Consider the following 24616-nt stretch of genomic DNA (forward strand, 5'->3'; position numbering starts at 1 on the left):
AACCGGCGCGGCCTGTCGGTGCAGTAGCGGCCGCAGGAGCGGCAGCAATAGCGCTGAGCCCCGGCCTTGGGGCCCGTCTTGCGAAGCTCCTCACTGTGGCAACGGGGACACTCCAATGGGCTTCTCCTCGGCAAATCAAACAAACAGCCGAAGAAGAATCCAAACTAAGTCTGATGTAAACACTGCCCCCTTGTGGGGAGGGGTCAGGGGTGGGGGTAGCCTGGTCAGCCACAGCCGTACCGTTTCCCGAGAGAGGTTCGGCAGGCGGTCGACTGTGTGGGGATGAAAACACCTTGCCGGCCTCCGGGCTAAGCCGCCCGTTGTTCCTTGATCGCGCGCAGGACGCGTTCCGGCGTGATCGGCAGTGTGTCCACGCGCACGCCGACCGCGTCGAAGATGGCGTTGGCGACGGCCGGGATCTGCGGGTTGGCGCACATTTCGCCCGGTCCCTTGGCGCCGTACGGCCCGTCGCCGGAAGGCCGCTCCAACACCACGATCTCGGTTTTCGCGACGTCGCCCGGCCCCGGCATGACATATTCGCCGAAGTCGATGCCGCCATGGTCGCGGTTCGGGTAGTAGGGTTCCGTCGTTTCGTAGAGCGCATGCGAAATGCCCATCCACGAACCGCCGACGAGCTGCTGCTCGACCATTTTCGGGTTCAGCGCGCGGCCGATCTCGAACACGTTCTTCACGTCGAGCACCGTCACCTCGCCGGTCTCGTCGTCCACCTCGACCTCGGCCACCGTGCAGGCGTGGGCGTAGCAGGTGGAGGGCTTCATCGCGCCGGTTTCCTTTTCCGGGTAGGAGCGCGGGATCAGGAACATGCCGCGTCCGGAAATCGAGCGGCCGCGCTTGAAATGCGCCGACAGCGCCACGTCGAAGATCGAGATCGATTTCTGCGGCGCGCCCTTCACCACGACGTTGCCCTGGCCGTCGGTTTCGAGGTCGTCGGCGTTCACTTCCAGTTCCTCGGCCGCCACTTCCAGCATCACCTGGCGCGCTTCCTTGGCCGCCTGGATGACGGCGTTGCCGGCGCGGTGGGTGCCGCGCGAGGCGAAGGTGCCCATGCAGTGCGGGCCGGTGTCGGTGTCGGCGGTGTCGACGGTGACGCGATCGGTCGGCACGCCGATCGTCTCGGCGCAGATCTGCGCCATGATCTGCTTCATGCCCTGGCCGAGGTCGACCGAGGACAGCGTCACCATGAAGTTCCCGGTCGGGGTGGAATGCACCAGGGCCTGCGTCGGGTCGCCGCCGAGGTTCATGCCGGTCGGGTAGTTGATGGCGGCAACGCCGCGTCCGCGCCTGATCGCCATTCTTCAAGCCTCCCTTGGATGCGAGGACAAAACGTAGAACCTATCCGCCACCGGCCAGTCGGCGAGGCGCGAGGCTTCCTGCATACACTCGATCAGCGCCGCCCCCTCGGTCGGCTGGCGATGCGCCTTGATGTCGCCGTCGCGGTAGGCGTTGATGAAGCGGAACTCGAGCGGGTCCATGCCGATCAGCCGGGCCAGCTTGTCCATCTGCACCTCCAGCGCGAAGTCGGCGATGGTCACGCCGAAGCCGCGCATGGCCGAGGACGGCGTGCGGTTGGTGTAGACGCAATAGGTGTCGATCCACACGTTGGGGATGGTGTAGGGGCCGGGATAGTGACCAGCGCCCTTCTGCGCGCCATAGGGTGAATGGCGCGAATAGGCGCCGGCATCAGTGTAGCCGGTGACCTTGCGCGCGACGATGCGGCCGTCGTTCATGACGCCGTCGCGCAGCACGATCTTCTCGGCGGCGCGCGGCGAGGAAATCTGCATCTCCTCCTCGCGGCTGTAGATGAAGGCGACCGGGCGACCGGTGAGCTTGGCGGCGAGGATGGCGACCGGCTCGGTGGTGACGTCCACCTTGCCGCCGAAGCCGCCGCCGACGGTGCCGCCGACAAGATGCAGCTTGCTGCCTTCCATCTGCAGGATGATCGAGGCGTTATCGAGCGTGAAGAACATCGCCTGCGTGTTGGTATAGCAGGTGAAGCGGCCGCTTCCATCCGGCACGACGATGCAGCCGGTGGTTTCGGTCGGCGCATGCTCGATGGGCGAGGACCAGTAGATCTGCTCGAGGATATGGTCGGCCTCGGCGAAGCCGGCCTCGACATCGCCGAACCGCACCTTCCGGCACTCGCCGCTGTCATACATGTAGTAGTTCTGGCCGTGGTATTCGTTGACGACGGGCGCGCCAGGGGCGAGCGCGCTTTCGATGTCGAGGACCGGCGCCAGCACCTCGTACTCGACCTTGACCTTGGCCGCAGCTTCCTGCGCGGCGCGCTCGCTGTCGGCCAGCACCGCGACGACGGCCTCGCCCTTCCAGCGCACCTTGTCTTCGGCCAGCACATGCTCGTCCTCCGGCCCGACCTGGATCAGGATCAGCACGGTGTAGAGGTTGTGCGGCACGTCCCTGGCGGTCAGTACCCGCGCCACGCCGGGATACTTTTCGGCTTCCGAGGTGTCGATGCTGACGATGCGGGCGTGATGGTGGGGGCTGCGCACCATTTTCAGGTGGAGCAGGCCGGGGAAGGTCCGGTCGGCGAAGAACGCCGTCCTGCCGGTGACGTGTCCCGGCGCATCGGAGCGCGGCCGGCCCTGGCCCAGCTCGTTGAGGTCGTCCTTGCGCTCGTCGGCGAAGTAGCTCTTGCGAAGTTCCATCGTCAGTTCCTCTCAACACCGATCGGAATGGGCGCGGGTAGTACCCCCACCCCTAACCCCTCCCCACGAGGGGAGGGGAAACCTGCGTCGGTGGCACTACCGGCTAACGCTGGCGATCTGTTCACGACGACAATGTCGGTGTCTCCCTCCCCCTTGTGGGGAGGGGACAGGGGTGGGGGTAACCGCCGCAGAAATCCAACCATCGTCAAGACGCGTTCTGCGAGTTGGCGCGGGCGGCCGTGAGAACGGCCCGGATGATCGGCTCGTAGCCGGTGCAGCGGCAGACATTGCCGGAGATCGCCTCGACCACGTCTTCGCGCGTCGGGTTGGGATTGTGGTCGAGCAGCGTCTTGGCCGCCATCAGCATGCCCGGCGTGCAGAAGCCGCACTGGGTGGCGAATTCGTCGAGGAAGGCGCGTTGCAGCGGGTGCAGAACGCCGCCGTCGGACAGGCCCGCCGTGGTGCGGATATCGGCGCCGCTGCAGGTCTCGGCGAGCATGAGGCAGGAAAGCTTCAGCTCGCCGTCGACGATGACCGAGCAGGCGCCGCAGCTTCCCTGATGGCAGCCGCCCTTGGGCGAGGTATCGCCGATCTTGTCGCGCAGCGCGTTGAGCAGTGTCGTGCCGCTCTCCACGAACTCGGCCGTTTCGGAACCGTTGAGGGTGAACTGAACCGGGACTTTCGCCATTTTCTCCCCCTTTTAGCCGAGCAGCAGCCGGCCGAGATGAACCGGCAGGACTTCCGAGCGATACCAGGCGCTGGCGACGGCATCGGTGGCGGGCGAGGTGCCTTGCGCGGCCACGGCCAGCGCCGGGGCGATGCCGTCCTCGGTACGTTTGCGGCCGACCAGCGCCTTTTCCGCCGCCCTGGCGCGCATCGGCCGGTCGGCCATGCAGCCAAGCGCGATGCGCGCCGAGGTGATGGTGTTGTCCGCGCCTTCCTCGACGACGGCGGCGAGGCTGAGGACGGAAATGCCTTTCGGCTTGACCCGCGACACCTTGAGGAAGCGGAAGCTTTTTTCCGGCGGCAGGGCGAAGCTGACGGCGGTGACGATCCCGCCGCCGCGCCGCTCCAGAAAGCCGTCGATGGGGACGGCCGTATCACCGGTATGGACGGTGGCGTCGAGCGCCAGCAGCGCCACCGCGAAATCCCCATAGGGGGCGGGCGCGAACAGGTTGCCGCCGACGGTCGCCATGTTATTCACCGCCGGCCCGCCGACCGCCCGTGCCGCGGCGGCGAGGATAGCAAGCTGCGGATGGCGGGCGACCTGCGCCATCGTAATGGAGGCGCCGATCTTCGCCTTGCCGCCGGAAATCTCGATCCGACCGAGCGCCGGATCGGTGGCGCGCACGTAAGTGGAGAAGGAGAGGTCGCCTTCGTTGGCGGCGCGCACCACCAGCGTGCCACCGCCGAGATAGCGGGTCCCGGCAGCCTTCAGGGCGGCGTTGGCGTCGGCTACCGTGGAGAATGTCTGGAGAGCAAGCGGCATGGCAATCTCCCGGTCCGGATCAGCCCTGTTTGGCGAAATGTTCCTTCAGGGCATTGAAGCCACCTTGGAACACGTTCTGGCCCATGCCCTGCGCCAGCTTCTCGGCGTCTTCGGGCGCGGTGTCGAAGGTTGCCGTCCACTCGGCATAGGTGCGGTCGCCGTCGGTCACGCGGCGCAACTGCAGGGTCGATGCGTGGTTCGTCAGCGGCTGCGGCGTTTCCAGGATGGAATAGGAGACGAGGTAGTCGGCGTCGGAAAAGGCTGTCAGCTTCTCACGCAACGTCGGGCCGCTGGCGAGCTGGAAATTGCGCACACAGCCGATCTCGGTGGCGTCCTTGCCGTCCTCGATATGGCTGGAAACCATGCGCGGGTGCCAGTTCGGCAGGCCGTTGAAGTCGCGAATACGCGCCCAGACCTTTTCTACCGGCGCGTCGATGACGCTGGAAATGGTGACTTTCGCCATGATGTTGGGCTCCTAGCTGGCCGATCCGTTGAGCGAGGAGCTTAGGCCGGCTTGTGAGCAGATGCTTATCAATGCGTCTGGCCGGCTTATCGCAGCGTCTGAAAAAGACGCCGGTCAGGCCGTCATGCGCGCCGCCTCGCGGTAGAGCGTCGGCGGAACGCCGACATGGTCGCGGAAGAAGCGGGAGAAATTGCCCTGCGTGGTGAAGCCGAGATTGCAGGCGACGGAAATCAGCGACGCTTCCGTGCCCTGCAACTGGCGCACCGCTTCCTGCATGCGCAGCGTGTTCCAGTAGATGTTGGGCGTCAGGTTGGTCTGTTCCTTGAACAGCGCGAAGAAATGCGGCCGCGACAGGCCAACGCTGCGGGCCACCTCGTCGAAGCAGATGCGCTCGCACACATTGCTCTTCATCAACTGGATGGCCTTGCGGACGCGGAAGTCCTGCATGGCCATGGCCCGCGGGCGCTCGCAGGCGGGCTCGGTCGCATCGGCGGCATCGAGCACGCTGTCGAGGAAACGCTCGATCTCGTAATGGGAGATGTCGCCCGCGCCGTCCATGTCGTCGAGATGGTCGAGCAGGGCGCCCGCCGCCTTGTGCAGCCATGAATCCAGCGCGATGGCCGGCTGGCGAAACAGCGGCGCGTTGGCGGGAAGGTCGCGGCGTGCCCGTGCCCACTCCGGATCGAGGTAGAAGGCGAGGAACAGGCCCGGCCTGCCGTCCTTCGACAAGGCATGGCTGTGCGGCTCGAAGGAATTGATGCCGGCGGCGGTTCCCGGCCCCAGCCGGACCGTCTCGCCGCCGATGTTCATCTCGCCGGCGGTGCCCTCCAGCCAGATGATGAGATGGGCTTCGACATGGGCGTGGGTGACGAAGTCGTTTCCCACATTGAGAACAGAAACATGCCCGAACTGGCCCCGATAGAGCCTGATCGCTTCCGTCATGGGTCTTACCTCCCGCAGGCTACCGGCCTCCCTTCACCTGCGGGCGGAATTGTGCGGGCGTGTTTTGCCCCCGTCAAGGCGCGCGAAAACAAGTTGACCGGCCCCGGATCGGCAGTGCGCCGATTTTCAGACTGAGTGATAGGAGACCGGTTGCGGCGGCCGTGCTGCCTTGGCAGTGGCATTCGGCGGCGCGGCCATGTAGCTTTGCGCCGCAAGGACAGAGGACGACATGGCGGACGGGAAAGCCGACAGGGATAAGCGGGGCGTGGGGCGCGGGGCGGGCGAGAGCGTGCATGCCTCGCTCGCCAACGAGATCGGCTTGCGCATCGTGCGCGGCGACTATCCGCCCGGCGCTCTCCTGCCCAACGAGGCGCAGTGGTCGCAAACCTTCAATGTCAGCCGCTCGGCGGTGCGCGAGGCGATCAAGATGCTGATGGCCAAGAGCCTGCTCGCCTCGCGGCCCAAGGTCGGCAGCCGCGTCGAGCCGAGGGAGCGCTGGAACCTGCTCGACCGCGACGTGCTCGCCTGGTACGCGACCTCGCCCGACCGCGAGTCGTTCCTGCGCACGGTGCAGGAGTTCCGCCACATCATCGAGCCGGAAGCGTCCGCTTTTGCGGCGCTGAGGCGCAGCGACGAACAGATGGAGGAGATCGGCCAGGCCTGCCGGGACATGGCGAGCGCGCCGACGCTGGAGGAGCGCACCCGCGCCGACACGCGCTTCCATCTCGCCATCCTGCGCGCCGCGGGCAACGATCTGCTGGTGCCGCTGGGCGTCCTCATCGAATCGGCGTTCGATCATCTGTTCAAGCACGTCACGCGCGAGGGCGACGACCTCGACTACGCGCAGGGCCTGCACGACACGATCGAGCGCAGCATCCGGATGAAGCGGCCGGAGGCGGCGCGGCGGGCGGTGCGCAAGCTTCTCGCCAATACCGACACGATCATCGGCCGGCCGCCCGAATAGAAGCGCGCCAGGCCGTCCGACCTTCCCCTCCAGCCGTGACAAGAGACATGCCGACGCGACGCCCCAATGTGTTGTTCATCTGCGCCGACCAGTGGCGGGCCGATTGCATTTCAGCGCTCGGCCATCCCAATGTGAAGACGCCCAATCTCGACGCGCTGGCGGCCGACGGGGTGCTGTTCCGCAATCATTTCGGCCAGTGCACGCCCTGCGGACCGTCGCGCACCAGCGTCCTGACCGGGCTTTACCTGATGAACCACCGCTCCGGCCGTAACGGCACGCCGCTCGATGCGCGGCACACCAACCTTGCGCTGGAAGCGCGCAAGGCGGGCTACGAGCCGACGCTGTTCGGCTACACCGACACCAGCATCGACCCGCGCGGAAAGGATCCGAACGATCCGGCGCTGACCGGCTACGACAAGGGCGTGATGCCGGGTTTCGTCACGCCGCTGCACCTGCCGGACGACATGGCACCCTGGGTCGCCGACCTCGCCGCCAAGGGCTACGACGTCAGGAACGGCCGCGACGACGCCTTCAAGCCGAAGACGCCCTTCGACAAGCCCGAGGATCGCGGTTTCCGCTTCATCCCGACCGTCTTTCCTGCCGCGCACAGCGAGACGGCGTTCCTGACCGACGCCTTTCTCAAATGGCTTTCGGTGCGAAGCGACAAGCCGTGGTTCGCGCATTTCGTGTTCTACCGGCCGCATCCGCCGCTGATCGCGCCCGAACCTTACAATCGCGCCGTGCATCCGAAGGACGTCGTGTTTCCGCAGCGTACGGCCACCGTGGAGGAAGAAAAGCGGCAGCATCCGCTGCTTGCCTACGAGCTCGACCGCATCAGCCAGCCGGGCCGCTACGATGAGCACAGCCCGCTCGATCCGGTGGCGGCAGACGACCTCGAAATCCGCCAGATGCGCGCGGCCTATTACGGGCTGGTGGCCGAAGTCGACCACCATCTCGGTCGCATCATCGAGCATCTCAAGGCAACCGGCGAATATGAGCGCACGCTCATCATCGTCACCAGCGACCATGCCGAGATGCTGGGCGAGCACTATGTCTGGGGCAAGGAAATCTATTTCGACCAGGCTTTTCGCCTGCCGCTGGTGATTCGCGATCCACGCCCGGATGCCGACGCCACGCGCGGCACCAGGGTCGAGGCCTTCACCGAGGCGGTGGATATCATGCCGACCATCCTCGACTGGGTCGGGCTCAAGGCGCCGCGCAGTTGCGACGGACGCTCGCTGGTGCCGTTCCTGCGTGGCGAGGCGCCGGAAGACTGGCGCGACGCGGTGTTCTTCGAGCACGACTTCCGTAACGTGAAGACGCAGGCCGCCGAGACGGCACTGGGCATTTCCTCCGACGAGTGCAGCTATGCGGTGATCCGGGACGGGCGCTACAAATACGTGCATTTCGCGGCCCTGCCGCCGCTTCTGTTCGACATGGTCGAAGACCCGCACGAAACCCGCAACCTGGCCGACCGGCCGGAGATGGCGGCGACCGTCCTGCATTATGCGCAACGGATGCTGAGCTGGCGGCTGAGCCATGCGGAGCGCACGCTGACCAACATGCAGCTTACCAAAGACGGCGTGTTTTCCCGGCCCTGATCTGGCTGGTTCCACCAGCGCGTCGCTGTGGCGCTGACCTCGGCGCGACGCCGGCTGTATCGTGGTTGCTTCCTCGACCCGATTGCAAAGAGAACACCGCGTGAGACTGGAAACGAGAACCGGCACCCTGGCCGACATCGACGGCAACTATGCCTGGCTGCGACTGGTCGTCTCCATGCTGTTCGGCACGCTGGGCGGCGTCGGCATGTGGGCGGTGGTGCTGGTGATCCCGACCGTGCAGGCCGAGTTCGGCGTCGACCGGGCGGATGCGTCGTTGCCCTATACGGCGGCGATGCTGGGCTTTGCCGTGGGCAACGTCATCGTCGGCCGCGCCATCGACCGGATCGGCTTCTGGATGCCCGCGCTGGGCACCGCGCTCGTGCTGGGAACGGGATTCATCCTGGCGGCGTCGACCACGTCGATCCTGCAGTTTTCCCTCGCCCACGGGTTGCTGATCGGCGTCGGCACCGCGTCGAGCTTCGGCCCGCTGATCGCCGACCTGTCGCACTGGTTCAACCGGCGGCGCGGCCTGGCGGTTTCTTGTGCCGCGACCGGCAGCTACCTGGCGGGCGTGTTGTGGCCGGCGGTCATACCCGGTGTGGTGGAGGCGCATGGCTGGCGTTTCGCCTATGTCGCGATCGGCATCGTCTGCTTCCTCGCCATGGCGCCGTTGACGCTGCTGCTGCGCCGCCAGCCGCCGCATGCCGCGCTTGCCGAAGGGCAGGGCGGCGGCCCTTCCCGGCCGCTGTCGTTGTCGCCGACGGCCTTACAAACCCTGCTGGTGATCTCGGGGTTGGGATGCTGCGTGGCGATGTCGATGCCGCAGGTGCACATCGTCGCCTATTGCCTCGACCTCGGCTACGGCATCGCGCGCGGGGCCGACATGCTGTCGATCATGATGGCGGCGGGGATCGTCAGCCGCATCGGTTCCGGCTTCATCGCCGACCGCATCGGCGGGGTGAGGACACTGCTCATCGGCGCCGTGCTGCAATGCCTGGCGCTGTTCCTCTACATCCCGTTCAACGGGCTGGCCTCGCTTTACGTCGTGTCGCTGGTGTTCGGCCTGTCGCAGGGCGGCATCGTGCCCTGCTATGCGGTGATCGTGCGCGAGACCATGCCGGCGAAGGAGGCCGGCCAGCGGGTCGGCATCGTCATCATGGCGACGATCCTCGGCATGGCCATCGGCGGCTGGATGTCGGGCTGGATCTACGACCTGACCGGTTCCTACGCCGCCGCCTTCCTCAACGGCATCGGCTGGAACTTCCTGACCATTTCGGTGGCGCTGTTCCTGCTGTGGTCGGCCCGCCGCGCTTCCTACGCCGGGCCGTGACCGTGGGTGCGCCGAACGGTCAGCGCTTGCCGTAGATCTGGTCGAGCAGGGCGCCTTCGGCGAAATGCTCCTTCTGGACCTTTTCCCAGCCGCCAAACACGTCTTCGACGGTGACGAGGCGGACCGGCGGGAACTTGTCCTTGAATTCAGCCGCGACCTTTTCGTCACGCACGCGCAGGCTGTATTCCGCCTCGATCTTCTGGCCTTCCGGCGTGTAGAGGAATTCGAGGTAGCTCTTGGCGAGCTCGCGGCTGCCGTTTTCATCGGCCACCTTGTCGACGATGGCGACCGGGAACTCCGCCAGCAGGCTGATCGAGGGGGTCACCGTCTCGTATTTGTCGGTGCCGTATTCCTTGGCAATGCCCTGCGTTTCGGATTCGAAGGTGATCAGCACGTCGCCGATGCCGCGCTCGGCGAAGGTGGTGGTGGAGGCGCGGCCGCCCGTGTCGAACACCGGCACGTGCGAGAATATCTTGCCGACGAACTCCTTCACCTTTTCGGCGTCGCCGCCGAACTTTTCCAGCCCGTAGGCATAGGCGGCCAGGTAGGTGTAGCGCGCATTGCCGGAGGTCTTGGGGTTGGGGAAGACGATCTGCACGTCGTCACGGGCGAGGTCGTCCCAGTCCTTGATGTTCTTGGGGTTGCCGGCGCGCACCAGGAAGGACGGCAGCGAGTAGAACGGCGAGGCATTGTCCGGGAAACTCTTTTGCCAGTCGGCGGAGACATAGCCGTTCTTGACCAGGAAATCGATGTCGGGGACCTGGTTGAAGGTGACGACATCGGCGGCGAGCCCCTCGACGATGGCGCGGGCCTGCTTCGAGGTGCCGGCATGCGACTGGTCGATCGTGACGCCGGGATGTTCGGCCACATAAGCCTTGTTGATGGCGACGAAGAGTTCGCGCCCGACGTCGTAGGAGGCGTTGAGGAGCTTGTCGGCCGACCAAGCCGAGGCGGAGGACAGGATAAGACCCGCGACGGCGGTTGCGGCAAGCAAGAGGCGTTTCATGGAAAGGCTCCGGTTTCAGAATTGCCGGAACATATAGCCGCGGGCAGCCGCCGCCCGCGAGGCAAAGGGCGCTCAGGCGAGGCGCATTGTTGGAACGTATAGTTCGAATTTCCGATATTTGAGGTAAAATTTTCTGCGCCGGACCGGCTATTCGCTGGCGCCGGGGAAAACCTTCCAAAGGCGCGGTCGGAAAGCCACGCGGCTCTTCTGCGCCGCCGGATGGTCGACCGGAAGCTCGATCTCGACGCGCTGGCGCTGGCCGCCGACCTCCAGCTCCACGCGCCGCGTGCCGGCGACGCGGCGGCTGGCGGCGACCGTGCCGGCGATGCAGCCCGCGCATTCCTCCAGAAGGTCCACGTCGTGCGGGCGGAAGAACAGCGTCGCCTTGCCGGCGGGGACGCCCTGGGCCGACAGGCCGATGGGGCGGTCGGCGATCCACAACTGGCCGTCTTCGACCTTGACCTGCAGGGAACTGGACTCACCGATGAAGCCGTAGACGAAGGGCGAGTTGGGCGTGTCGTAGACGTCGTCGGCGGTGCCGACCTGCTCGATCTTGCCCTGGCTCATGACGACCACCCGGTCCGCCAACTCCAGCGCCTCCTCCTGGTCGTGGGTGACGAAAACCGTGGTGTGGCCGGTGGCGTCGTGGATTTCGCGCAGCCAGCGGCGCAGTTCGCGCCGCACCTGGGCGTCGAGCGCGCCGAACGGCTCGTCGAGCAGCAGCACCTTGGGTTCGATGGCCATGGCGCGGGCCAGCGCCACGCGCTGGCGCTGGCCGCCGGAAAGCTGCGCCGGATAGCGCTTTTCCAGCCCCGACAGTTGCACGAGGTCGAGCAGCTTGGAGGCGCGGCGGCGTATTTCGCCGGCCGAAGGGCGTGTCGCGCCGGGGCGCACCTTGAGGCCGAAGCCGACATTGTCGGCGACCGTCATGTGCTTGAACAGCGCGTAGTGCTGGAAGACGAACCCGACATTGCGCTCGCGGATGCTGCGTTCCGAGGCGTCTTCCTCGCCGAAGAAGATCTTTCCGGCGGTCGGCTGCTCGAGACCGGCGATCAGGCGCAGCAGCGTCGTCTTGCCGGAACCGGACGGCCCCAGAAGCGCGATCAGTTCGCCCGAACGGATGTCGAGCGAGACATCGTGCAGGGCGGCGAAAGTGTCGAATTCCTTGCGCACATTGGCGACGCGAACATCCATGGTGATGCCTTTCAATGTCCGCGCGTTGCGGCGATTTCGGCGCCGTAGCGCATTTCAAGCAGGGTTTTGAGCGCGAGCGTGACCAGCGCCAGGCCGGCCAGCAGCGAGGCGACGGCAAAGGCGCCGGCGGCGTTGTAGTCGTTGTAGAGGATCTCGACGTGCAGCGGCATGGTGTTGGTCTGGCCGCGGATATGGCCCGACACCACCGACACCGCGCCGAACTCGCCCATGGCGCGCGCGTTGCACAGAAGCACGCCGTAGAGCAGGCCCCATTTGATGTTGGGCAGGGTGACGTACCAGAAGGTCTGCCAGCCGTTGGCGCCGAGCGAGATCGCCGCTTCCTCGTCCTTGGTGCCCTGTTCCTGCATCAGCGGGATCAGTTCGCGGGCGACGAAGGGGAAGGTGACGAAGACGGTGGCCAGCACGATGCCCGGCACGGCGAACAGGATGGTGATGCCGTGCGCCTTCAGCCACGGGCCGAGCAGGCTCTGCGCGCCGAACAACAGCACATAGACGAGGCCGGAAATGACCGGCGAGACCGAAAACGGCAGGTCCACCAGCGTGGTCAGGAAGGCCTTGCCCTTGAATTCGAACTTGGCGATGGCCCAGGCCATGGCGACGCCGAAGACGAGGTTGAGCGGCACGGCGATGGCGGCGACGATGAGGGTGAGGCGGATGGCCGAGACGGAATCGGGCTCGGCCAGCGTCGACAGGAAGAACTCTACGCCCCTGCCGAACGCCTGGACGAACACCAGCACCAGCGGCAAGACCAGGAACAGGCCGAGGAAGACGAAGGCAATCGCCATCAGCACGTAGCGCACCAGCCTCGTCTCGGTGATGCCCGAGGCTTCCTGATGTGCCGCATCGGCGGCGAAGAGGGCGGGGTCAGCCATAGCGCTTGCGGCTCCAGGACTGGATCAGGTTGATGACGAGCAGCATGGCGAATGAGATCACCAGCATGATCGCGGCGATGGCGGTTGCGGCCGGATAGTTGAACTCCTCCAGCCGTATGATGATCAGGAGCGGCGTGATCTCCGAGATATTGGGCAGGTTGCCGGCAATGAAGATGACGGAACCGTATTCGCCGACGCCGCGCGCGAAAGCGAGCGCGAAGCCGGTCAGGATGGCGGGCGTGAGCCCCGGCGCCAGCACGCGGGTAATGGTCTGGAGGCGGGTCGCGCCGAGCGTGGCGGCGGCTTCCTCCACCTCCTTGTCGATTTCCTCCATGATCGGCTGCACGGTGCGCACCACGAAGGGCAGGCCGATGAAGATCAGCGCGATCACGATGCCGAGCGGCGTATAGGCGACCTTGATGCCGAGCGCCGACAGCGGGGCGCCCAGCCAGCCGTTCGGCGCGTAAAGCGTCGTCAGCGAGATGCCGGCCACCGCCGTCGGCAGGGCGAACGGCAGGTCGACCATGGCGTCGATGACGCGGCGCCCCGGAAAGCGGTAGCGCACCAGCACCCAGGCGACGAGAGTGCCGAACACGACATTGACGAGGGCTGCGATCACTGCCGTGCCGAAGCTGATCTTCAGCGAGTTCAGCGTGCGCCTGTCGCTGGCGATGGCCCAGAAATCGGTCCAGCCAAGGGCGGCCGAGCGCCATGCCAGCCCCGACAGGGGAATGAGGATGATGAGCGTGAGGTAGGCAAGCGAGAGGCCGAGCGTCAATCCGAAACCCGGAATGACGCTCGGCTTCCTGAACCGCCAACCCGCCTCTCTCGCGGGCATTATGGTCATGTCGTCCCTGTCGTGTCCCAATTCATGGTGCGGCTTATTGGGCCGGCTTATAGATTTGGTCGAATATACCACCGTCGCCGAAATGATAAGGCTGGGCCTTCTTCCAGCCGCCGAAAACCGGATCGTCGATGGTGATGAGCTTGATGTCCTTTTCCCAGGCAAGGTCGGCCGGATCGACGAGGTCGGGCTTATAGGGCCGGTAGTGGTTCCTGGCGATCAGCGTCTGCCCTTCCTTGGAATAGAGATAGCCGAGATAGGCTTCGGCCACCTTGCGCGTGCCATGGGCGTCGACATTGGCGTCGACCACGGCGACCGGCGGTTCGGCGAGGATCGAGGAGGACGGATAGACGATGTCGAAATTGCCGGCACCGAACTCGTCGAAGGCAAGGAAAGCCTCGTTTTCCCAGGCCAGCAGCACGTCGCCCAGCCCCTTCTGGGCGAAGGTCACGGTCGAGCCGCGTGCGCCGGTATCCAGCACCGGCACGTTGGCGTAGAGCTTGCCGATGAACTGCTTGGTCTTTTCCTCGTCGCCACCGTCCTGGGCGTTGGCGAAAGCCCAGGCGGCCAGGTAGTTCCAGCGTGCGCCGCCGGAAGTCTTCGGGTTGGGGGTGACGACCTGCACGCCGTCCTTGACCAGGTCGTCCCAGTCCTTGATGCCCTTCGGGTTGCCCTTGCGGACTAGGAAGACGATGGTCGAGGTATAGGGCGCGGAATTGTTCTCGAACTTCTTGCGCCAGTCGGGCGAAATGGTCTTCGCCTTTTCCACGATGGCGTTGATGTCGCTTTCGAGGGCCAGCGTGACGACATCGGCGGCCAGGCCGTCGATCACGGACCGCGCCTGCGCGCCGGAGCCGCCATGCGACTGCTGGATGGTCACCGTTTCGCCGGTTTCGGCCTTCCAATAGGCGGCAAACGCCTCGTCATAGACCTTGTAGAGTTCGCGCGTCGGATCATAGGAAACGTTCAGGATGGTGGTGTCGGCGAAGGCGAAACCCAGTGTGCCAAACTGGACGGAAGAGGCGATCAATGCGGCAAGCAGCGTCTTGAAATGAGGGTGGGTCATTTTCGGACTCCGTTTGGTGACGGCGTAAATGTACTGGTTAGATAGTAATTGAATGCGTGCGCTCGTTGCGTTTTCGCCAGTCTTTCGGCAAATTTTCCGGCGCTTTCGCCGTTTTCGGGGAAAATTTTGCTCGCAGGCCGGCGTGCGGCCGGGGCGGCTCCATGGCTTTCGGAAGGGCGCCGAGCGCGTGTGCGCCTATTCCACGAACACTTTCACGCTCGCCGCGCGGCCGGCGGCGTCGATGACCGTCAGCGTCGAATAGCCGGCGCCGTCGGGCTGCCAGGTCGCTGTGCGGCGGCGGTCGGTGCCGGCAAGCGGCTTGCCGTTGGCGAGCCAGCGGAAGGGCGCGCGCCCGCCCTGCAGCTTCAGCACCAGCGGCGTCGCGGCGTCCGCCGTTACCCCGAGATCGACATGCGCGCCTTCGGGCGGAAAGACGATGCGCGGAGGCGGCTCGGTGGGGCCGGAGGAGGCGAGCCGCTCGGTGCCGAAACGGGCCTGCGTGACGGGCAATTCGCCGCGCCCGGGGTTGAACACGCCGGCAGGGCGCGGCGGCAGCGGCACGGCCGCGAGGCCGGAGCGGCTGAAGCCCTCGAACAGGATCGGCGCGGCGGAGACATAGCCGGAGAGGCCTGGCACCGCGCCGGCATCGGCGCGCCCGACCCATACGCCCAGCACATAGCGGCCGTCGAAGCCGACCGACCAGGCGTCGCGGTAGCCGTAGGAGGTGCCGGTCTTGTAGGCGATGGCGCGGGGCAGCGCGCCCTCCGGGGGCCGGACGCCGGACAGGATATCGGCGATCTGCCAGGTGGCGGCGGCGGTGAGGATGGTGGCGGCGGGAGCGGCGGCCGCTGCCGCTGCCGTCTCCGTGCCGTCGCGCAGCGAGCGCGCCTTCCCGCCATTGGCGAGCCCGGTGTAAAGCTGGACGAGGTCGCGCAGCGTGGTGCCGACGCCGCCGAGGCCGATCGCCAGCCCCGGCGCTTCGTTTACGGGAAGCACCGGGCTGACGCCGGCCTGGCGGAAGCGCGCCATCAGTCGGGCCGGGCCGACCGCGTCGAGCAGGCGGATGGCGGGCACGTTGAGCGACAGTTGCAGCGCCTGCCGGATTGACACATCTCCCTGATAGGCCATGTCGAAGTTCTTCGGCCGGTAGCCGGAGAAATCGGCCGGGCTGTCTTCGATCAACGTCTGCTGCGCGACGAGGCCCTGCTCGAAGGCGAGCCCGTAGATGAACGGCTTCAAAGTCGAGCCGGGCGAGCGCAGCACCCTGGTCATGTCGATCCAGCCAGAGCGGCTGGCGTCGAAATAATTGGCGGAACCGACTTCGCCCAGAATGTCGCCGGTGCGCGAATCGGCCAGCATCATGGCGACGGACAGTTTCGGGCCGAGCCTCCTGGCGGCGCTTCTCGCCACCGCTTCCAGCCCTTGCTGCACGGTTTTGCGGATGGTGAGTTGCGGCGAGGGTCCGTCGCCCGCCTTGCGCAGCGCGGCATAGGCGAGGTGCGGCGCAAGTGCGGGCAGGGCGTGCCGCGTTGCCGGCACCGCGTCGATGGCGGCGCGGGCGGCTTCGCGCTGCTCGAGTTTTCCGGCGGCGACCATGCGCGCAAGCACCCGGTCGCGGGCGGCCTGTGCCGCTACCGGATTGCGGTCCGGCCGGCGTTTCTCCGGCAGTTGCGGCAGGGCGACGAGCAGGGCCGATTCCGCCACGCTCAGCCGTTTCGGTTCCTTGCCGAACCAGGCGAGCGAGGCGGCGCGTACGCCTTCGAGATTGCCGCCATAGGGGGCGAGCGTTAGGTAGCGTTCGAGAATCTCGCGCTTGGAAAGCCGCCGCTCGATCTGGAGCGCGCGCAAGACCTGCCGGACCTTCGCGGCGAGACTGCGGCTTTCGCGCGGCTCGATCAGGCGGGCGAGCTGCATCGACAGCGTAGAGCCGCCGGAAACGATGTGCCCGCTGGTGGCGAACTGCAGCGCGGCACGGCCGATCGCCAGGAAATCGATGCCCCGGTGGTCCCAGAAACGCTTGTCCTCGTAGGTGACCAGCATGTCGAGGAACGGCTTGTCTATCTGGTCGAGGTCGGTCGCGAGCCGCCAGTAGCCGTCCGGCGTGGCGAAGGCGCGCAGGAGTTGGCCGTCACGGTCGAGCACTTCGGCCGAGACGGCGAGTTTTTCGGGAAGCGGCGGCGGAAAGGCGCGGTCGAGTTGCCAGAGAACGAGCGCGCCGAGGACGAGGCAGGCAACGCCGGCGGCCGCGCCGATGGTGAACTTGCGCAGGCGGGTCATGAGGGGGCACTGCCGGCAGTCGGGTGGCCGTCCCCCTCATCCGGCCGCTTTGCGTCCACCTTCTCCCCGCCGGGGAGAAGGGAGGGTTGCCGCTGCGGCCGACGTTTCCCTCTCCCCCACGGGGAGAGGTCGCCCGAGCGAAGCGGAGGGCGGGTGAGGGGGCTGAGCCAGAGCATGAACATGAACATGAACCTCTACTGCGCCTTCACCTCCATCATGCCGGTGGCAGTGCGGGCGGAAAACTGCGGGCGGTACATGTCTTCCACCACCGCGGCCGGGTGGGCGTAGACGCCGGGCGTCACCGCGCGCACGACATAGGCCAGCGTGATCGAACGATTGCTGCCGCCCTCGCCCGGGTTGAAGGCGGCGACGAAGCGGTCGTCGCGGAATTCCAAATGCGCCGCCTCGGTCTGGCCGAGCCACGAGAAATTCGACAGCTGCGCGCTGGAAACCAGGTTCGGATTGTCGATCTCGAAGCCGGCCGGCAGCAGGTCGGTTACCAGCAGGCGCGACGGCCAGCTGTTCAGTTCGTCGATCCTGAGCACCACGACATAGCGCTCGTTCTGCGCCGCCTCGGTGACGTTGGCCTCGTTGCCGTCCAGCGTGTAATAGGTCCGCTCGATGGTAAAACCGTCGCCGCCAGCCGGCAGCGGCTGGGCCGGGGCGGCGATGGTGGTGACCACCGCCTGCAGGTCGGTCCCGCCGGTATTGGCGATGGTCAGCGGCTCGCCGGCGATGTCGCTGCCGTTGAACTCGGCCGAGTAGGCGCCGGCGTGGACTTCTCCGTTGACGGTGAGGGCAATCGAGTCGTTGCCGGCCTTCAGCGCCCGCGCCGCGAGCAGCATCCAGGCCTGGTCCTGCGTGCTGGTCCAGCGCGTGTTGGCGCGCTCCTTCGTCACCAGCTTGACCAGTTGCGGGACGATCGCCGGCACCGGCTTGGTTTCGGCCGCCAGCGACAGCATGGCCGCCCCGTCGCGCAGCGCCGAGCCGTAGTCGGAGCGATACCAGTCGTATTCGCCCACCGCCTCGGCCTGCCGCAGGGCGGCAGCGAAGGTCGCCTGCGAGCGCTGCGCGTCGCCGTAGAGCGCAAGGGCCGCCCCCAGTTGCGCCACCGCCATCGGACTGGAGAATTCCTCGAGCCGGGTATCGGCGTAATAGCGCAGGTCGCCCACCGATGCCTTCTTGTTGCGGGCCAGCACATAGAGCGCATAGGCCATGGCGCTGCCGCGGCTTTTCACGTCCTGGTCATAGCCGAGCGCGTTCTGGAGATTGGCGAGCGCCTGGGTCATGGCGCTTTCGGGCACGTCGTATTTCTGTTCGCGCGCCCGCGTCAGGAAGTCGGTGACATAGGCGTCGAGCCACAGGTCGCCTTCGCCCGGTCCCCACAGGCCGAAGCCGCCGCTGGAGCCCTGGTTGTTCAGCACCTTGTAGACCGCGTCCTGGATGCGCTTGGCGAGGTCGGCGTCCTCGGCCATGCCGACGCCGGCCGCCATCTCGTTGAGGTAGAGAAGGGGCAGGGCGCGGCTGGTCGTCTGCTCCGAGCAGCCATAGGGATAGCGGTCGAGCGCCATCAAGAGCGAGGGCACGTCGAAGGCGGCCGCCTGCGAGACGCCGACACTGACGGATGCGCCGTCGAGCAGGCTTTCGGCAAGGAGCTGGCGGTCGATGCGCAGCGCGCCGCCATGGGCCTTGAGGTCGGCGACCATGCGGGTGGTGACCGGCAACTGCGCCGGCCGGATCGGCAGGGACAGCTTCCGCTCGACGCTGACGCCGCTGTCGTTGGCGAGTTTGACGGTGATCGAGGTATCGCCTGCGGCCACGCCGATCAGCGGCACGGTGAAGGACTGCCGCTTGCCGCCGGCGAGCGCCAGCTTTTGCGGCACGCCGTCCTCGCCGACGGAAAGGCCGCCGGTGGATTTGATCGACACCGCATAGTCGCCGTCGGGCGCGTCGGTGTTGGCCACGTCGAGCCGCATCGTGGCCGCGTCGCCGGGCGCTAGGAAGCGCGGCAGGCCGGCGGTGATGACGACCGGATCGCGGATGATGACATCGGAAACGGCATGGCCGACCGCATCGCCGGTCCAGGCGACCGCCATGATGCGCGCCGTGCCGTTGAATTGCGGTATGTCGAAGGCGACACCGGCCTTGCCCTCGGCGTCGAGTTCGACGATGCCGGAGAAGAAGGCGACCAGCTTTTCGGTCGGCGGTTCGCCCTGCGCCTGCATGCTGGCGCCGTCGCCGCCGGTCCTGAGCTTGCCGGTGACGCCCAGCGAACCGTCGATCAGCAGGCCGTAGAGGTCGCGCAGTTCCATGCCCATCCGGCGCTGGCCGAAGAACCAGTTTTCCGGGTCCGGCGCCTTGTAGTTGGTGAGGTTGAGAATGCCGACATCGACGGCGGCGACCGTCACATAGGCCTTCTCGCCGGGCTTGACGCCGGAAACCGCGACCGGGATCGACAGCGGCTGGCGCGGCTCGGTCTTTTGCGGCGGCGATAGTTCTACCGAAAGCTTCTTGTCGGCCGGGTCGACCTGCAGCCACTTCACGCCGATCGCGCGGGTCGGCATGCGCGATTGCTGCGCATCGCCCGGCCGGAACAGGGTCGCGGTGACATAGGCGCCGGCGCCCCAATCGTCGCCGACCGGCAGGTCGATGGTGGCGCCCCCTTCCGGCACGGTGGCGGTGACGGTCTTCAGCAGCTTGTCGGCGCCGATGGCGACGAAAAGCTCGCCGGCAAAATGCGGCGAGACCTTCAGCCTGGCCACTTCACCGGCGGCATAGGAGTCCTTGTCGAGGGCAATTTCGAGCCCGTCCGGCGTTTCGGTCGAGGAGGCGCTGACATACCAGCCGGCATCGAATTCGTAGCTGGTGGCCGGGCCGTCCGGGTCGGCGGTTTCGATTTCCAGCCGGTAGCGGCCCCAGTCGACGGGCAGGGAGACGGTCGCTTCCCTGTCGGCGGCAAGATCGACCGTGCCAGTGGCGACGGACTTGGTGAACTCCACCGCCTCGTAGCGCCAGGAACCGCCGCTGCGGTACCATTGGTAATTGCGCTCGACCTTCACCAGCGACCACGACGTATCCTTCAGCGCGGCCCGGCTGCCATTTGCATCGACCGCGATCAGGCTGAACTTCGCGGTTCCGCCTTGCGGCACCTCGTCGCCGGAAAAGTCGGGGCGGATGCCGATCATGTCGCCCTGCGGGCGGATGCCGATGTCGAGCGAGCGTTCGACGGCGCGCCCGCCCGTCTCGCGCATGCGTATGGTGACCTTGGCGTTGACCAGCCGGGTCGTTGCCGGAAGCTGGTCGGCCGCGACGGGAAAGCTTGCCTTGCCGTCGTCGCCGGTGAGCGGCAGGTCGGCGAAGGGCGTTACCTGCGCCTCGGTCGCCTGCTCGTCGGCGAGGCCGAAGGAAAAGCCCTTGAAGCGGTCCCAGGAGCGGGTCGTGGAAAGCGTCAGTTCGCCTTCGAGCGCCAGCCCGGCGGCCGGTGCGCCGTAGAGGAAGCGGCCGTCGACGCCGACCGTGGCGGTTTCGCCCTGCGCTATCTCCTTCTTGTCGGAGGACAGATCGAACTCGATGCGGTCGGGCACGAAGTCGTCGACCAGGAACATCTGGCTGGCCACCGCCGGCTGCTTGGGGTCGGTGTGCAGCGCCACCGTCCAGGTGCCGCGCATGGCGTTGGCGGGCAGTTCCAGGTCGACGGCATGGCCGCCGGCGGCAACGCCGTCGCTGACGATGCGGCGATCCTCGACGCCGTCGGGGCGGGTGAAGATGAAGGTAAGCGGCAGCTTCTCCACCGCCCTGGCGGCGTCGTCGCGCGCCAATGCCGAGACATGCACCGTCTCGCCGACGCGGTAGATGCCGCGCTCGGTCCACGCATAGACGTCGAGCGCGCCGGGGGCGGCGCGGCCTTCCACGCCACGGTCGGAAAGGTCGAAGCCGGCGCGGCTCATATCGAGGAAGACGAAATCCTGGTCGCCGTTCTTCGCCATCAGCACCGCCGGCACCTGTCCGCCTTCGCCACGGGTCAGGCCGGGATTGAAGGTGACGCGGCCTTCGGCATCGGTCGTCGCGGTGCCGAGGATTTCGTTGTTCTTGGCGAGCAGCGTCAGTTCGGCGCCGGCAATCGGCCTGGCGGTGGCGAGCGAGCGGGCAAAGACGTTAAGGCCGTCCTCGCCGGTATAGGTGGTGAGCCCGATGTCGGAAACGACGAACCACTGCGTGGCGCGCGATTCGTAGGTCTCGCTGCGGTCGTTGAGCGGTTGCGCGGTCAGCACGTAGACGCCTGGCTTGCGCACCGGCAGCGCCTCGTCCACCGGGAAAGCGGTGGTGACTTCCTTGTTCAACTCGCCGGCGATCGCCATCTCGCCTTCCCACACCGGCGCGCCCAGCTGGTCCCCGATGGAATCGATGTCGTAGCCGTCGAGCTGGCGCAGGAACTGGTAGCCGGACAGAAGCTGCGCCAACGCGCGGTCGCCGATGCGGAAGAGCTTTAGTTGGGCGGCGTCCATGTTGACGCTGACCAGTGGGATGCCGCGCCGCGTGCCGGCCGGCAGGACGAAGCTGTCGCCGGTGAAGCGGGCGGAAGGAGCGCGGTCCTGCACGTAGATGGACAGCACGGTGGGAGCGGCGATGACCTCGCCGATGGCCGCCGGCAGGCCGGCGCGGAAGGCGACGCTGTAGTGCTTGCCGTGTTCCAGCCCCTCGACGCAGATCTGCTTGTCCTTGGCCTCGATGCCCTTGGGCGGGCCGCCGTCGACCGTGACGAACTGGGCGTAGTCGACGCCGTTCCTGACCAGTTCCTCGGAAAACTGGGCGCAGATGCGCGGCGCGCTGGTGTCGGCATCGACCGAATGGTCGACGATGCGGAAGCCCTTGCGCGCCTTGAGGTCGTTATAGGCGGAAAGTACGGCGGGCGAGTTCACCAGCGCCAGGCTCGCCTCATAGGCCTGCAGGGCAGGGCGGTAGAGGTCGCGCTTGTCCAAGCCCGCCGCCAGTACGGCGAGCGCATCGGCACGAGTCCTGGCGGTGCGCAACAGCTTGTAGGCGTTGAAGGCGGCGGAAGTGGCGTTGGCCTGCAGCGTCGAGGCTTCCGTGCCGCCGTTGGGCGCGACGGCCAGCATCTCGCGCGCCAGCTCCAGCCAGGTCGCGCCATCGTCCGGCATAAGCGAGGCGATCCCCTCGTATTTGAGCATGGCGTTGCGGTGGTCGCCGGCCTGTGCCGACTGCTCGGCGGCCTCGCGTAGCGTGCCCAGGCCCTCCTCGGGCTTGTCGTAGCCGGGGCCGGTCAGCGCGTTGCGGTATTGCTGGGCCTGGTCGGCCATCCACGCAGGAAAGAAGGACAGCGGCGGCGGCGCGCCGATGTCGGCATCGCCGTCGAGCGCGACGACCTTGCCGGCGGTGGCGCCGTTGAACGGTTTCAACCCGTTGTAATCGGATTTGAGGAAGCACCACTTCGCCTTGTTGTTATAGGTGAAGGCGCGGCAGGCGGAATCGCCGAGGCATTCGGCCTCGCACTGGTCGAGCGTCACGTTCTGCGTGGAGCGCAGGTCGAAGCCGAAATAGTCGGCGTCCTGCGTGGTGACGATGCGCCGGCCCTCGGCGGCATGGGCCGCGCCGGCTAACGCAAGCAGGAGAAGGGCAAGGATCGAGAGACCGCGGATGGCGCGCGTTGTCATGACTTCCCTCCAGTGGTTGCCCTGCATGTTCAGGCTCCGGCCCTTGTTGTCAACCTGCGTGCGAGCAGGCCTCGATCGGCCACGGTTTCCAGCGCCGTGCCCGGCCGGTATGCTCGGCGAGTCACGTATTCTTGCAGCGCTGCAAGAAGGTGTGAATTCCAACCTCCGGCACTTTCCGACAAGTGGAATGTCACTGCTTTACGAGGACTTCAGACTTTCAATGCAATTTTAGGTTTTGCCGCTAAGGTTGGCTGGATGCAGGTGAAGGACGGGCAGATGAGCGAAAGCGGGGCGCATGCGCGCCGGCTTTCGCACGCGCTGTTGTCCGCCCTGCTCGGATCGACGCTGATCGCCACGGCGAGCAGGCCGGCGGCGGCCTTCGAGATTTTCGGAATCAAGTTGTGGAACTCGGCGGCCGACAAGGAAGACGCCGAGATCGTCAATCCGCTCCGCTATTCGGCGACCATCGAGGCGCCGGAGGCCGACCAGGATCTGCAGAAGGCGCTGGAGAACGCCTCCGGCCTCAAGGGCGGCGAGGACCGTCCGGTGTCGGGTTCGCTCGGCCTGATGACCAAGGCGCGCGGCGACCGCGAGCAACTGGTCGCGGCCCTTTATGCCAATGCCTATTATGAAGGCGTGGTCGATATCGCCATTGCCGGCAAGTCGCTGGATGATCTGCCGCCGGACGCCGAGTTCAACGGGCAGCAGCCGATCCCGGTGGTGGTGACGGTCCGCCCCGGTCCGAAATTCGTGCTGGGCAACATCCGGCTCGAGGGCGATGCCGCCGGCCTGATGGGCGCGGATTATGGCCTGATCGCCGGTGGCGACGCCAGTTCCGTCGCCGTGCTCAAGGCCGAGGCGAGGATCGTGCGGGCGCTGAAGGAAGAAGGCCGGCCGCTGGCCAAGGTCACCGACCGCGAGATTGTCGCCGACCACGCCACCTCGACGCTGGACGTGACGCTGACGCTCGCCGCCGGCCCTGTCGCCGGCTATGGCGAGACGACGGTCGAGGGCACCGAGGCGGTGGACCGCGACTTCACCGCCTACATGGCGGGCCTGAAGCCGGGCAGGCGCTACTCGCCCGAGGAAATGGACGAGGCGCGCGAGCGGCTGCTGGCGCTGGAAGTGTTTTCGAGCGTCACGCTCAAGGAAGCCGATCACCTCGACACGGCCGGAAATATTCCGATCGGCGTGCAGGTGAGCGAGCGCAAGTTCCGCTATTTCGGCATCGGCGGCACCGTCTCCAATACCGACGGGCTCGGCATCGAGGGGTATTGGGGCCACCGCAACCTGTTCGGCCGCGCCGAGAAGCTGCGCATCGACGGCTCCATCAGCGGCATCGGCTCGAACGCCATCGGCAAGTTGAACTACAATGCCGGTATCATGTTCGAGAAGCCGGGCGTGGTCGGGCCGGCGTCTAAATTTTTCGCCAACCTGAAGACCGTCTACGAACATCCGGACGCCTATGACCGTTTCTCGACCAAGGGCGGCGTCGGCCTCTCCTATGAACTGACGCCGCGCCAGACGGTGTCGGCGGAACTGTCGCTCGACTACTCGAAGATCACCGACGTTTTCGGCAAGCACGAGTACCTGATCGCCTCGGTGCCGCTGCAATATGTCTTCGACAACCGCGACGACAAGCTGAATCCGACCAAGGGGTTCCGGGCGTTGGCTTATGTGGAGCCGAGCTACGATCTCCTGCACGGGGCGACCTTCGTCAAGCTGAAGGGCGAGGGCTCGGCCTACCGGGCGCTGGACAGCGCCGGAAAGTTCGTCGCGGCCGGGCGGGTGGGGCTCGGCTCCATCATCGGCGCGTCGTTGGAGGATGTTCCGGCCGACCGGCGCTTCTATGCCGGCGGCGGCGGCTCGGTGCGCGGCTATGCCTACCAGGGCGTCGGCCCCAAGGGACCGGACGACAAGCCGATTGGCGGGCTTTCCTGGTTCGAAACCTCGGTCGAAATGCGCTATCAGGTGACGGAAACCATCGGCATCGTGCCCTTCGTCGATGCCGGCACGGTTTCGGAGAAGCGGTTCCCGGATTTTGCCGACCTGAAGGTAGGCGCGGGCGTCGGCCTGCGCTACATCACGCCGTTCGGGCCGCTGCGAGTCGATGCTGCGGTGCCGCTCAACCGTGGTCCGGGAGACCCCCGTTTTGGTATCTATGCCGGCATCGGCCAGGCGTTCTGACGGC

General features: G+C 66.5%; 18 protein-coding genes. 4 read left to right on the plus strand and 14 right to left on the minus strand.

Annotation, left to right across the window (positions count from 1 at the left end; translation table 11 throughout):
- The 7 genes from ACFOHJ_RS24925 to ACFOHJ_RS19235 form a co-directional block, all read right to left on the minus strand.
- On the minus strand, window positions 1-143 hold a 143-nt coding region (locus ACFOHJ_RS24925; protein ID WP_449224169.1), incomplete at its 3' end, for an IS1/IS1595 family N-terminal zinc-binding domain-containing protein.
- Between the two features lie 165 nt (window positions 144-308).
- Window positions 309-1313, minus strand: coding sequence for a xanthine dehydrogenase family protein molybdopterin-binding subunit (locus ACFOHJ_RS19210; protein WP_378223526.1), 1005 nt, complete (start codon window positions 1311-1313; stop codon window positions 309-311).
- Between the two features lie 3 nt (window positions 1314-1316).
- On the minus strand, window positions 1317-2684 hold the full coding sequence (locus tag ACFOHJ_RS19215) for a xanthine dehydrogenase family protein molybdopterin-binding subunit (RefSeq protein ID WP_378223529.1): 1368 nt from the start codon (window positions 2682-2684) through the stop codon (window positions 1317-1319).
- A gap of 205 nt (window positions 2685-2889) precedes the next feature.
- Window positions 2890-3372, minus strand: a complete 483-nt coding sequence (locus ACFOHJ_RS19220) for a (2Fe-2S)-binding protein (RefSeq protein WP_378223532.1) — start codon at window positions 3370-3372, stop codon at window positions 2890-2892.
- A gap of 12 nt (window positions 3373-3384) precedes the next feature.
- Window positions 3385-4173, minus strand: a complete 789-nt coding sequence (locus ACFOHJ_RS19225; protein ID WP_378223534.1) for an FAD binding domain-containing protein — start codon at window positions 4171-4173, stop codon at window positions 3385-3387.
- Between the two features lie 19 nt (window positions 4174-4192).
- Window positions 4193-4636, minus strand: coding sequence for an SRPBCC family protein (locus ACFOHJ_RS19230; protein WP_378223537.1), 444 nt, complete (start codon window positions 4634-4636; stop codon window positions 4193-4195).
- A gap of 114 nt (window positions 4637-4750) precedes the next feature.
- Window positions 4751-5578, minus strand: a complete 828-nt coding sequence (locus ACFOHJ_RS19235) for a helix-turn-helix domain-containing protein (RefSeq protein ID WP_378223540.1) — start codon at window positions 5576-5578, stop codon at window positions 4751-4753.
- Window positions 5579-5807: 229 nt separating this feature from the next.
- On the opposite strand from ACFOHJ_RS19235, the gene ACFOHJ_RS19240 reads away from it, so the two are divergent.
- The 3 genes from ACFOHJ_RS19240 to ACFOHJ_RS19250 all read left to right on the plus strand — a co-directional run bounded on the left by ACFOHJ_RS19240 (window position 5808) and on the right by ACFOHJ_RS19250 (window position 9473).
- Window positions 5808-6542 (plus strand): FadR/GntR family transcriptional regulator, encoded by a 735-nt coding sequence (locus ACFOHJ_RS19240; RefSeq protein ID WP_378223542.1) that lies wholly within the window; start codon window positions 5808-5810, stop codon window positions 6540-6542.
- A 47-nt stretch (window positions 6543-6589) separates the two neighbouring features.
- Window positions 6590-8143 (plus strand): alkaline phosphatase family protein, encoded by a 1554-nt coding sequence (locus tag ACFOHJ_RS19245; protein WP_378223545.1) that lies wholly within the window; start codon window positions 6590-6592, stop codon window positions 8141-8143.
- A 100-nt stretch (window positions 8144-8243) separates the two neighbouring features.
- Window positions 8244-9473 carry an MFS transporter gene (locus ACFOHJ_RS19250; protein WP_378223548.1) on the plus strand — a complete coding sequence of 410 codons (1230 nt, stop codon included), beginning with the start codon at window positions 8244-8246 and terminating at the stop codon, window positions 9471-9473.
- Window positions 9474-9492: 19 nt separating this feature from the next.
- Here ACFOHJ_RS19250 and ACFOHJ_RS19255 read toward each other — a convergent pair whose 3' ends face one another.
- The 7 genes from ACFOHJ_RS19255 to ACFOHJ_RS19285 form a co-directional block, all read right to left on the minus strand.
- Window positions 9493-10479, minus strand: a complete 987-nt coding sequence (locus ACFOHJ_RS19255; protein ID WP_378223551.1) for a sulfate ABC transporter substrate-binding protein — start codon at window positions 10477-10479, stop codon at window positions 9493-9495.
- A gap of 147 nt (window positions 10480-10626) precedes the next feature.
- On the minus strand, window positions 10627-11673 hold the full coding sequence (locus ACFOHJ_RS19260; protein ID WP_378223554.1) for a sulfate/molybdate ABC transporter ATP-binding protein: 1047 nt from the start codon (window positions 11671-11673) through the stop codon (window positions 10627-10629).
- Between the two features lie 11 nt (window positions 11674-11684).
- Window positions 11685-12566 carry a sulfate ABC transporter permease subunit CysW gene (gene cysW / locus ACFOHJ_RS19265; protein WP_378223557.1) on the minus strand — a complete coding sequence of 294 codons (882 nt, stop codon included), beginning with the start codon at window positions 12564-12566 and terminating at the stop codon, window positions 11685-11687.
- Window positions 12559-13413: a sulfate ABC transporter permease subunit CysT gene (gene cysT, locus ACFOHJ_RS19270; RefSeq protein WP_378223560.1), complete on the minus strand. Its 855-nt coding sequence runs from the start codon at window positions 13411-13413 to the stop codon at window positions 12559-12561. The genes cysW and cysT overlap by 8 nt, the downstream gene beginning before the upstream one ends.
- Window positions 13414-13447: 34 nt before the next feature.
- Entirely contained in the window at window positions 13448-14476 is a 1029-nt protein-coding gene (locus tag ACFOHJ_RS19275) for a sulfate ABC transporter substrate-binding protein (RefSeq protein ID WP_378223563.1), read from the minus strand.
- Window positions 14477-14671: 195 nt separating this feature from the next.
- Window positions 14672-16753 (minus strand): penicillin-binding protein 1C, encoded by a 2082-nt coding sequence (pbpC, locus tag ACFOHJ_RS19280; RefSeq protein ID WP_378223565.1) that lies wholly within the window; start codon window positions 16751-16753, stop codon window positions 14672-14674.
- Between the two features lie 194 nt (window positions 16754-16947).
- The gene (locus tag ACFOHJ_RS19285; protein WP_378223568.1) at window positions 16948-22425 is read right to left on the minus strand and encodes an alpha-2-macroglobulin family protein; all 5478 of its coding nucleotides are present in this window, start codon (window positions 22423-22425) and stop codon (window positions 16948-16950) included.
- A 255-nt stretch (window positions 22426-22680) separates the two neighbouring features.
- Here ACFOHJ_RS19285 and ACFOHJ_RS19290 point away from each other — a divergent pair, with 255 nt between their 5' ends.
- Window positions 22681-24612: an autotransporter assembly complex protein TamA gene (locus ACFOHJ_RS19290; protein WP_378223570.1), complete on the plus strand. Its 1932-nt coding sequence runs from the start codon at window positions 22681-22683 to the stop codon at window positions 24610-24612.
- Window positions 24613-24616 lie beyond the last annotated feature (4 nt).

This window comes from Aquamicrobium soli (assembly GCF_042646345.1).
In the GTDB taxonomy this organism is placed as follows: Bacteria; Pseudomonadota; Alphaproteobacteria; order Rhizobiales; family Rhizobiaceae; genus Mesorhizobium; species Mesorhizobium soli_A.

Excerpts from the sequence above, each read along its gene's own strand:
- ACFOHJ_RS19210 (WP_378223526.1), bottom strand. The coding sequence starts at position 1,313 with ATGGCGATCAGGCGCGGACGCGGCGTTGCCGCCATCAACTACCCGACC.
- ACFOHJ_RS19225 (WP_378223534.1), bottom strand. The coding sequence starts at position 4,173 with ATGCCGCTTGCTCTCCAGACATTCTCCACGGTAGCCGACGCCAACGCC.
- ACFOHJ_RS19255 (WP_378223551.1), bottom strand. The coding sequence starts at position 10,479 with ATGAAACGCCTCTTGCTTGCCGCAACCGCCGTCGCGGGTCTTATCCTG.
- ACFOHJ_RS19220 (WP_378223532.1), bottom strand. The coding sequence starts at position 3,372 with ATGGCGAAAGTCCCGGTTCAGTTCACCCTCAACGGTTCCGAAACGGCC.
- ACFOHJ_RS19235 (WP_378223540.1), bottom strand. The coding sequence starts at position 5,578 with ATGACGGAAGCGATCAGGCTCTATCGGGGCCAGTTCGGGCATGTTTCT.
- pbpC (WP_378223565.1), bottom strand. The coding sequence starts at position 16,753 with ATGACCCGCCTGCGCAAGTTCACCATCGGCGCGGCCGCCGGCGTTGCC.
- ACFOHJ_RS19215 (WP_378223529.1), bottom strand. The coding sequence starts at position 2,684 with ATGGAACTTCGCAAGAGCTACTTCGCCGACGAGCGCAAGGACGACCTC.
- cysW (WP_378223557.1), bottom strand. The coding sequence starts at position 12,566 with ATGGCTGACCCCGCCCTCTTCGCCGCCGATGCGGCACATCAGGAAGCC.
- ACFOHJ_RS19290 (WP_378223570.1), top strand. The coding sequence starts at position 22,681 with ATGCAGGTGAAGGACGGGCAGATGAGCGAAAGCGGGGCGCATGCGCGC.
- ACFOHJ_RS19240 (WP_378223542.1), top strand. The coding sequence starts at position 5,808 with ATGGCGGACGGGAAAGCCGACAGGGATAAGCGGGGCGTGGGGCGCGGG.
- ACFOHJ_RS19285 (WP_378223568.1), bottom strand. The coding sequence starts at position 22,425 with ATGACAACGCGCGCCATCCGCGGTCTCTCGATCCTTGCCCTTCTCCTG.
- ACFOHJ_RS19275 (WP_378223563.1), bottom strand. The coding sequence starts at position 14,476 with ATGACCCACCCTCATTTCAAGACGCTGCTTGCCGCATTGATCGCCTCT.
- ACFOHJ_RS19230 (WP_378223537.1), bottom strand. The coding sequence starts at position 4,636 with ATGGCGAAAGTCACCATTTCCAGCGTCATCGACGCGCCGGTAGAAAAG.
- cysT (WP_378223560.1), bottom strand. The coding sequence starts at position 13,413 with ATGACCATAATGCCCGCGAGAGAGGCGGGTTGGCGGTTCAGGAAGCCG.
- ACFOHJ_RS19245 (WP_378223545.1), top strand. The coding sequence starts at position 6,590 with ATGCCGACGCGACGCCCCAATGTGTTGTTCATCTGCGCCGACCAGTGG.
- ACFOHJ_RS19260 (WP_378223554.1), bottom strand. The coding sequence starts at position 11,673 with ATGGATGTTCGCGTCGCCAATGTGCGCAAGGAATTCGACACTTTCGCC.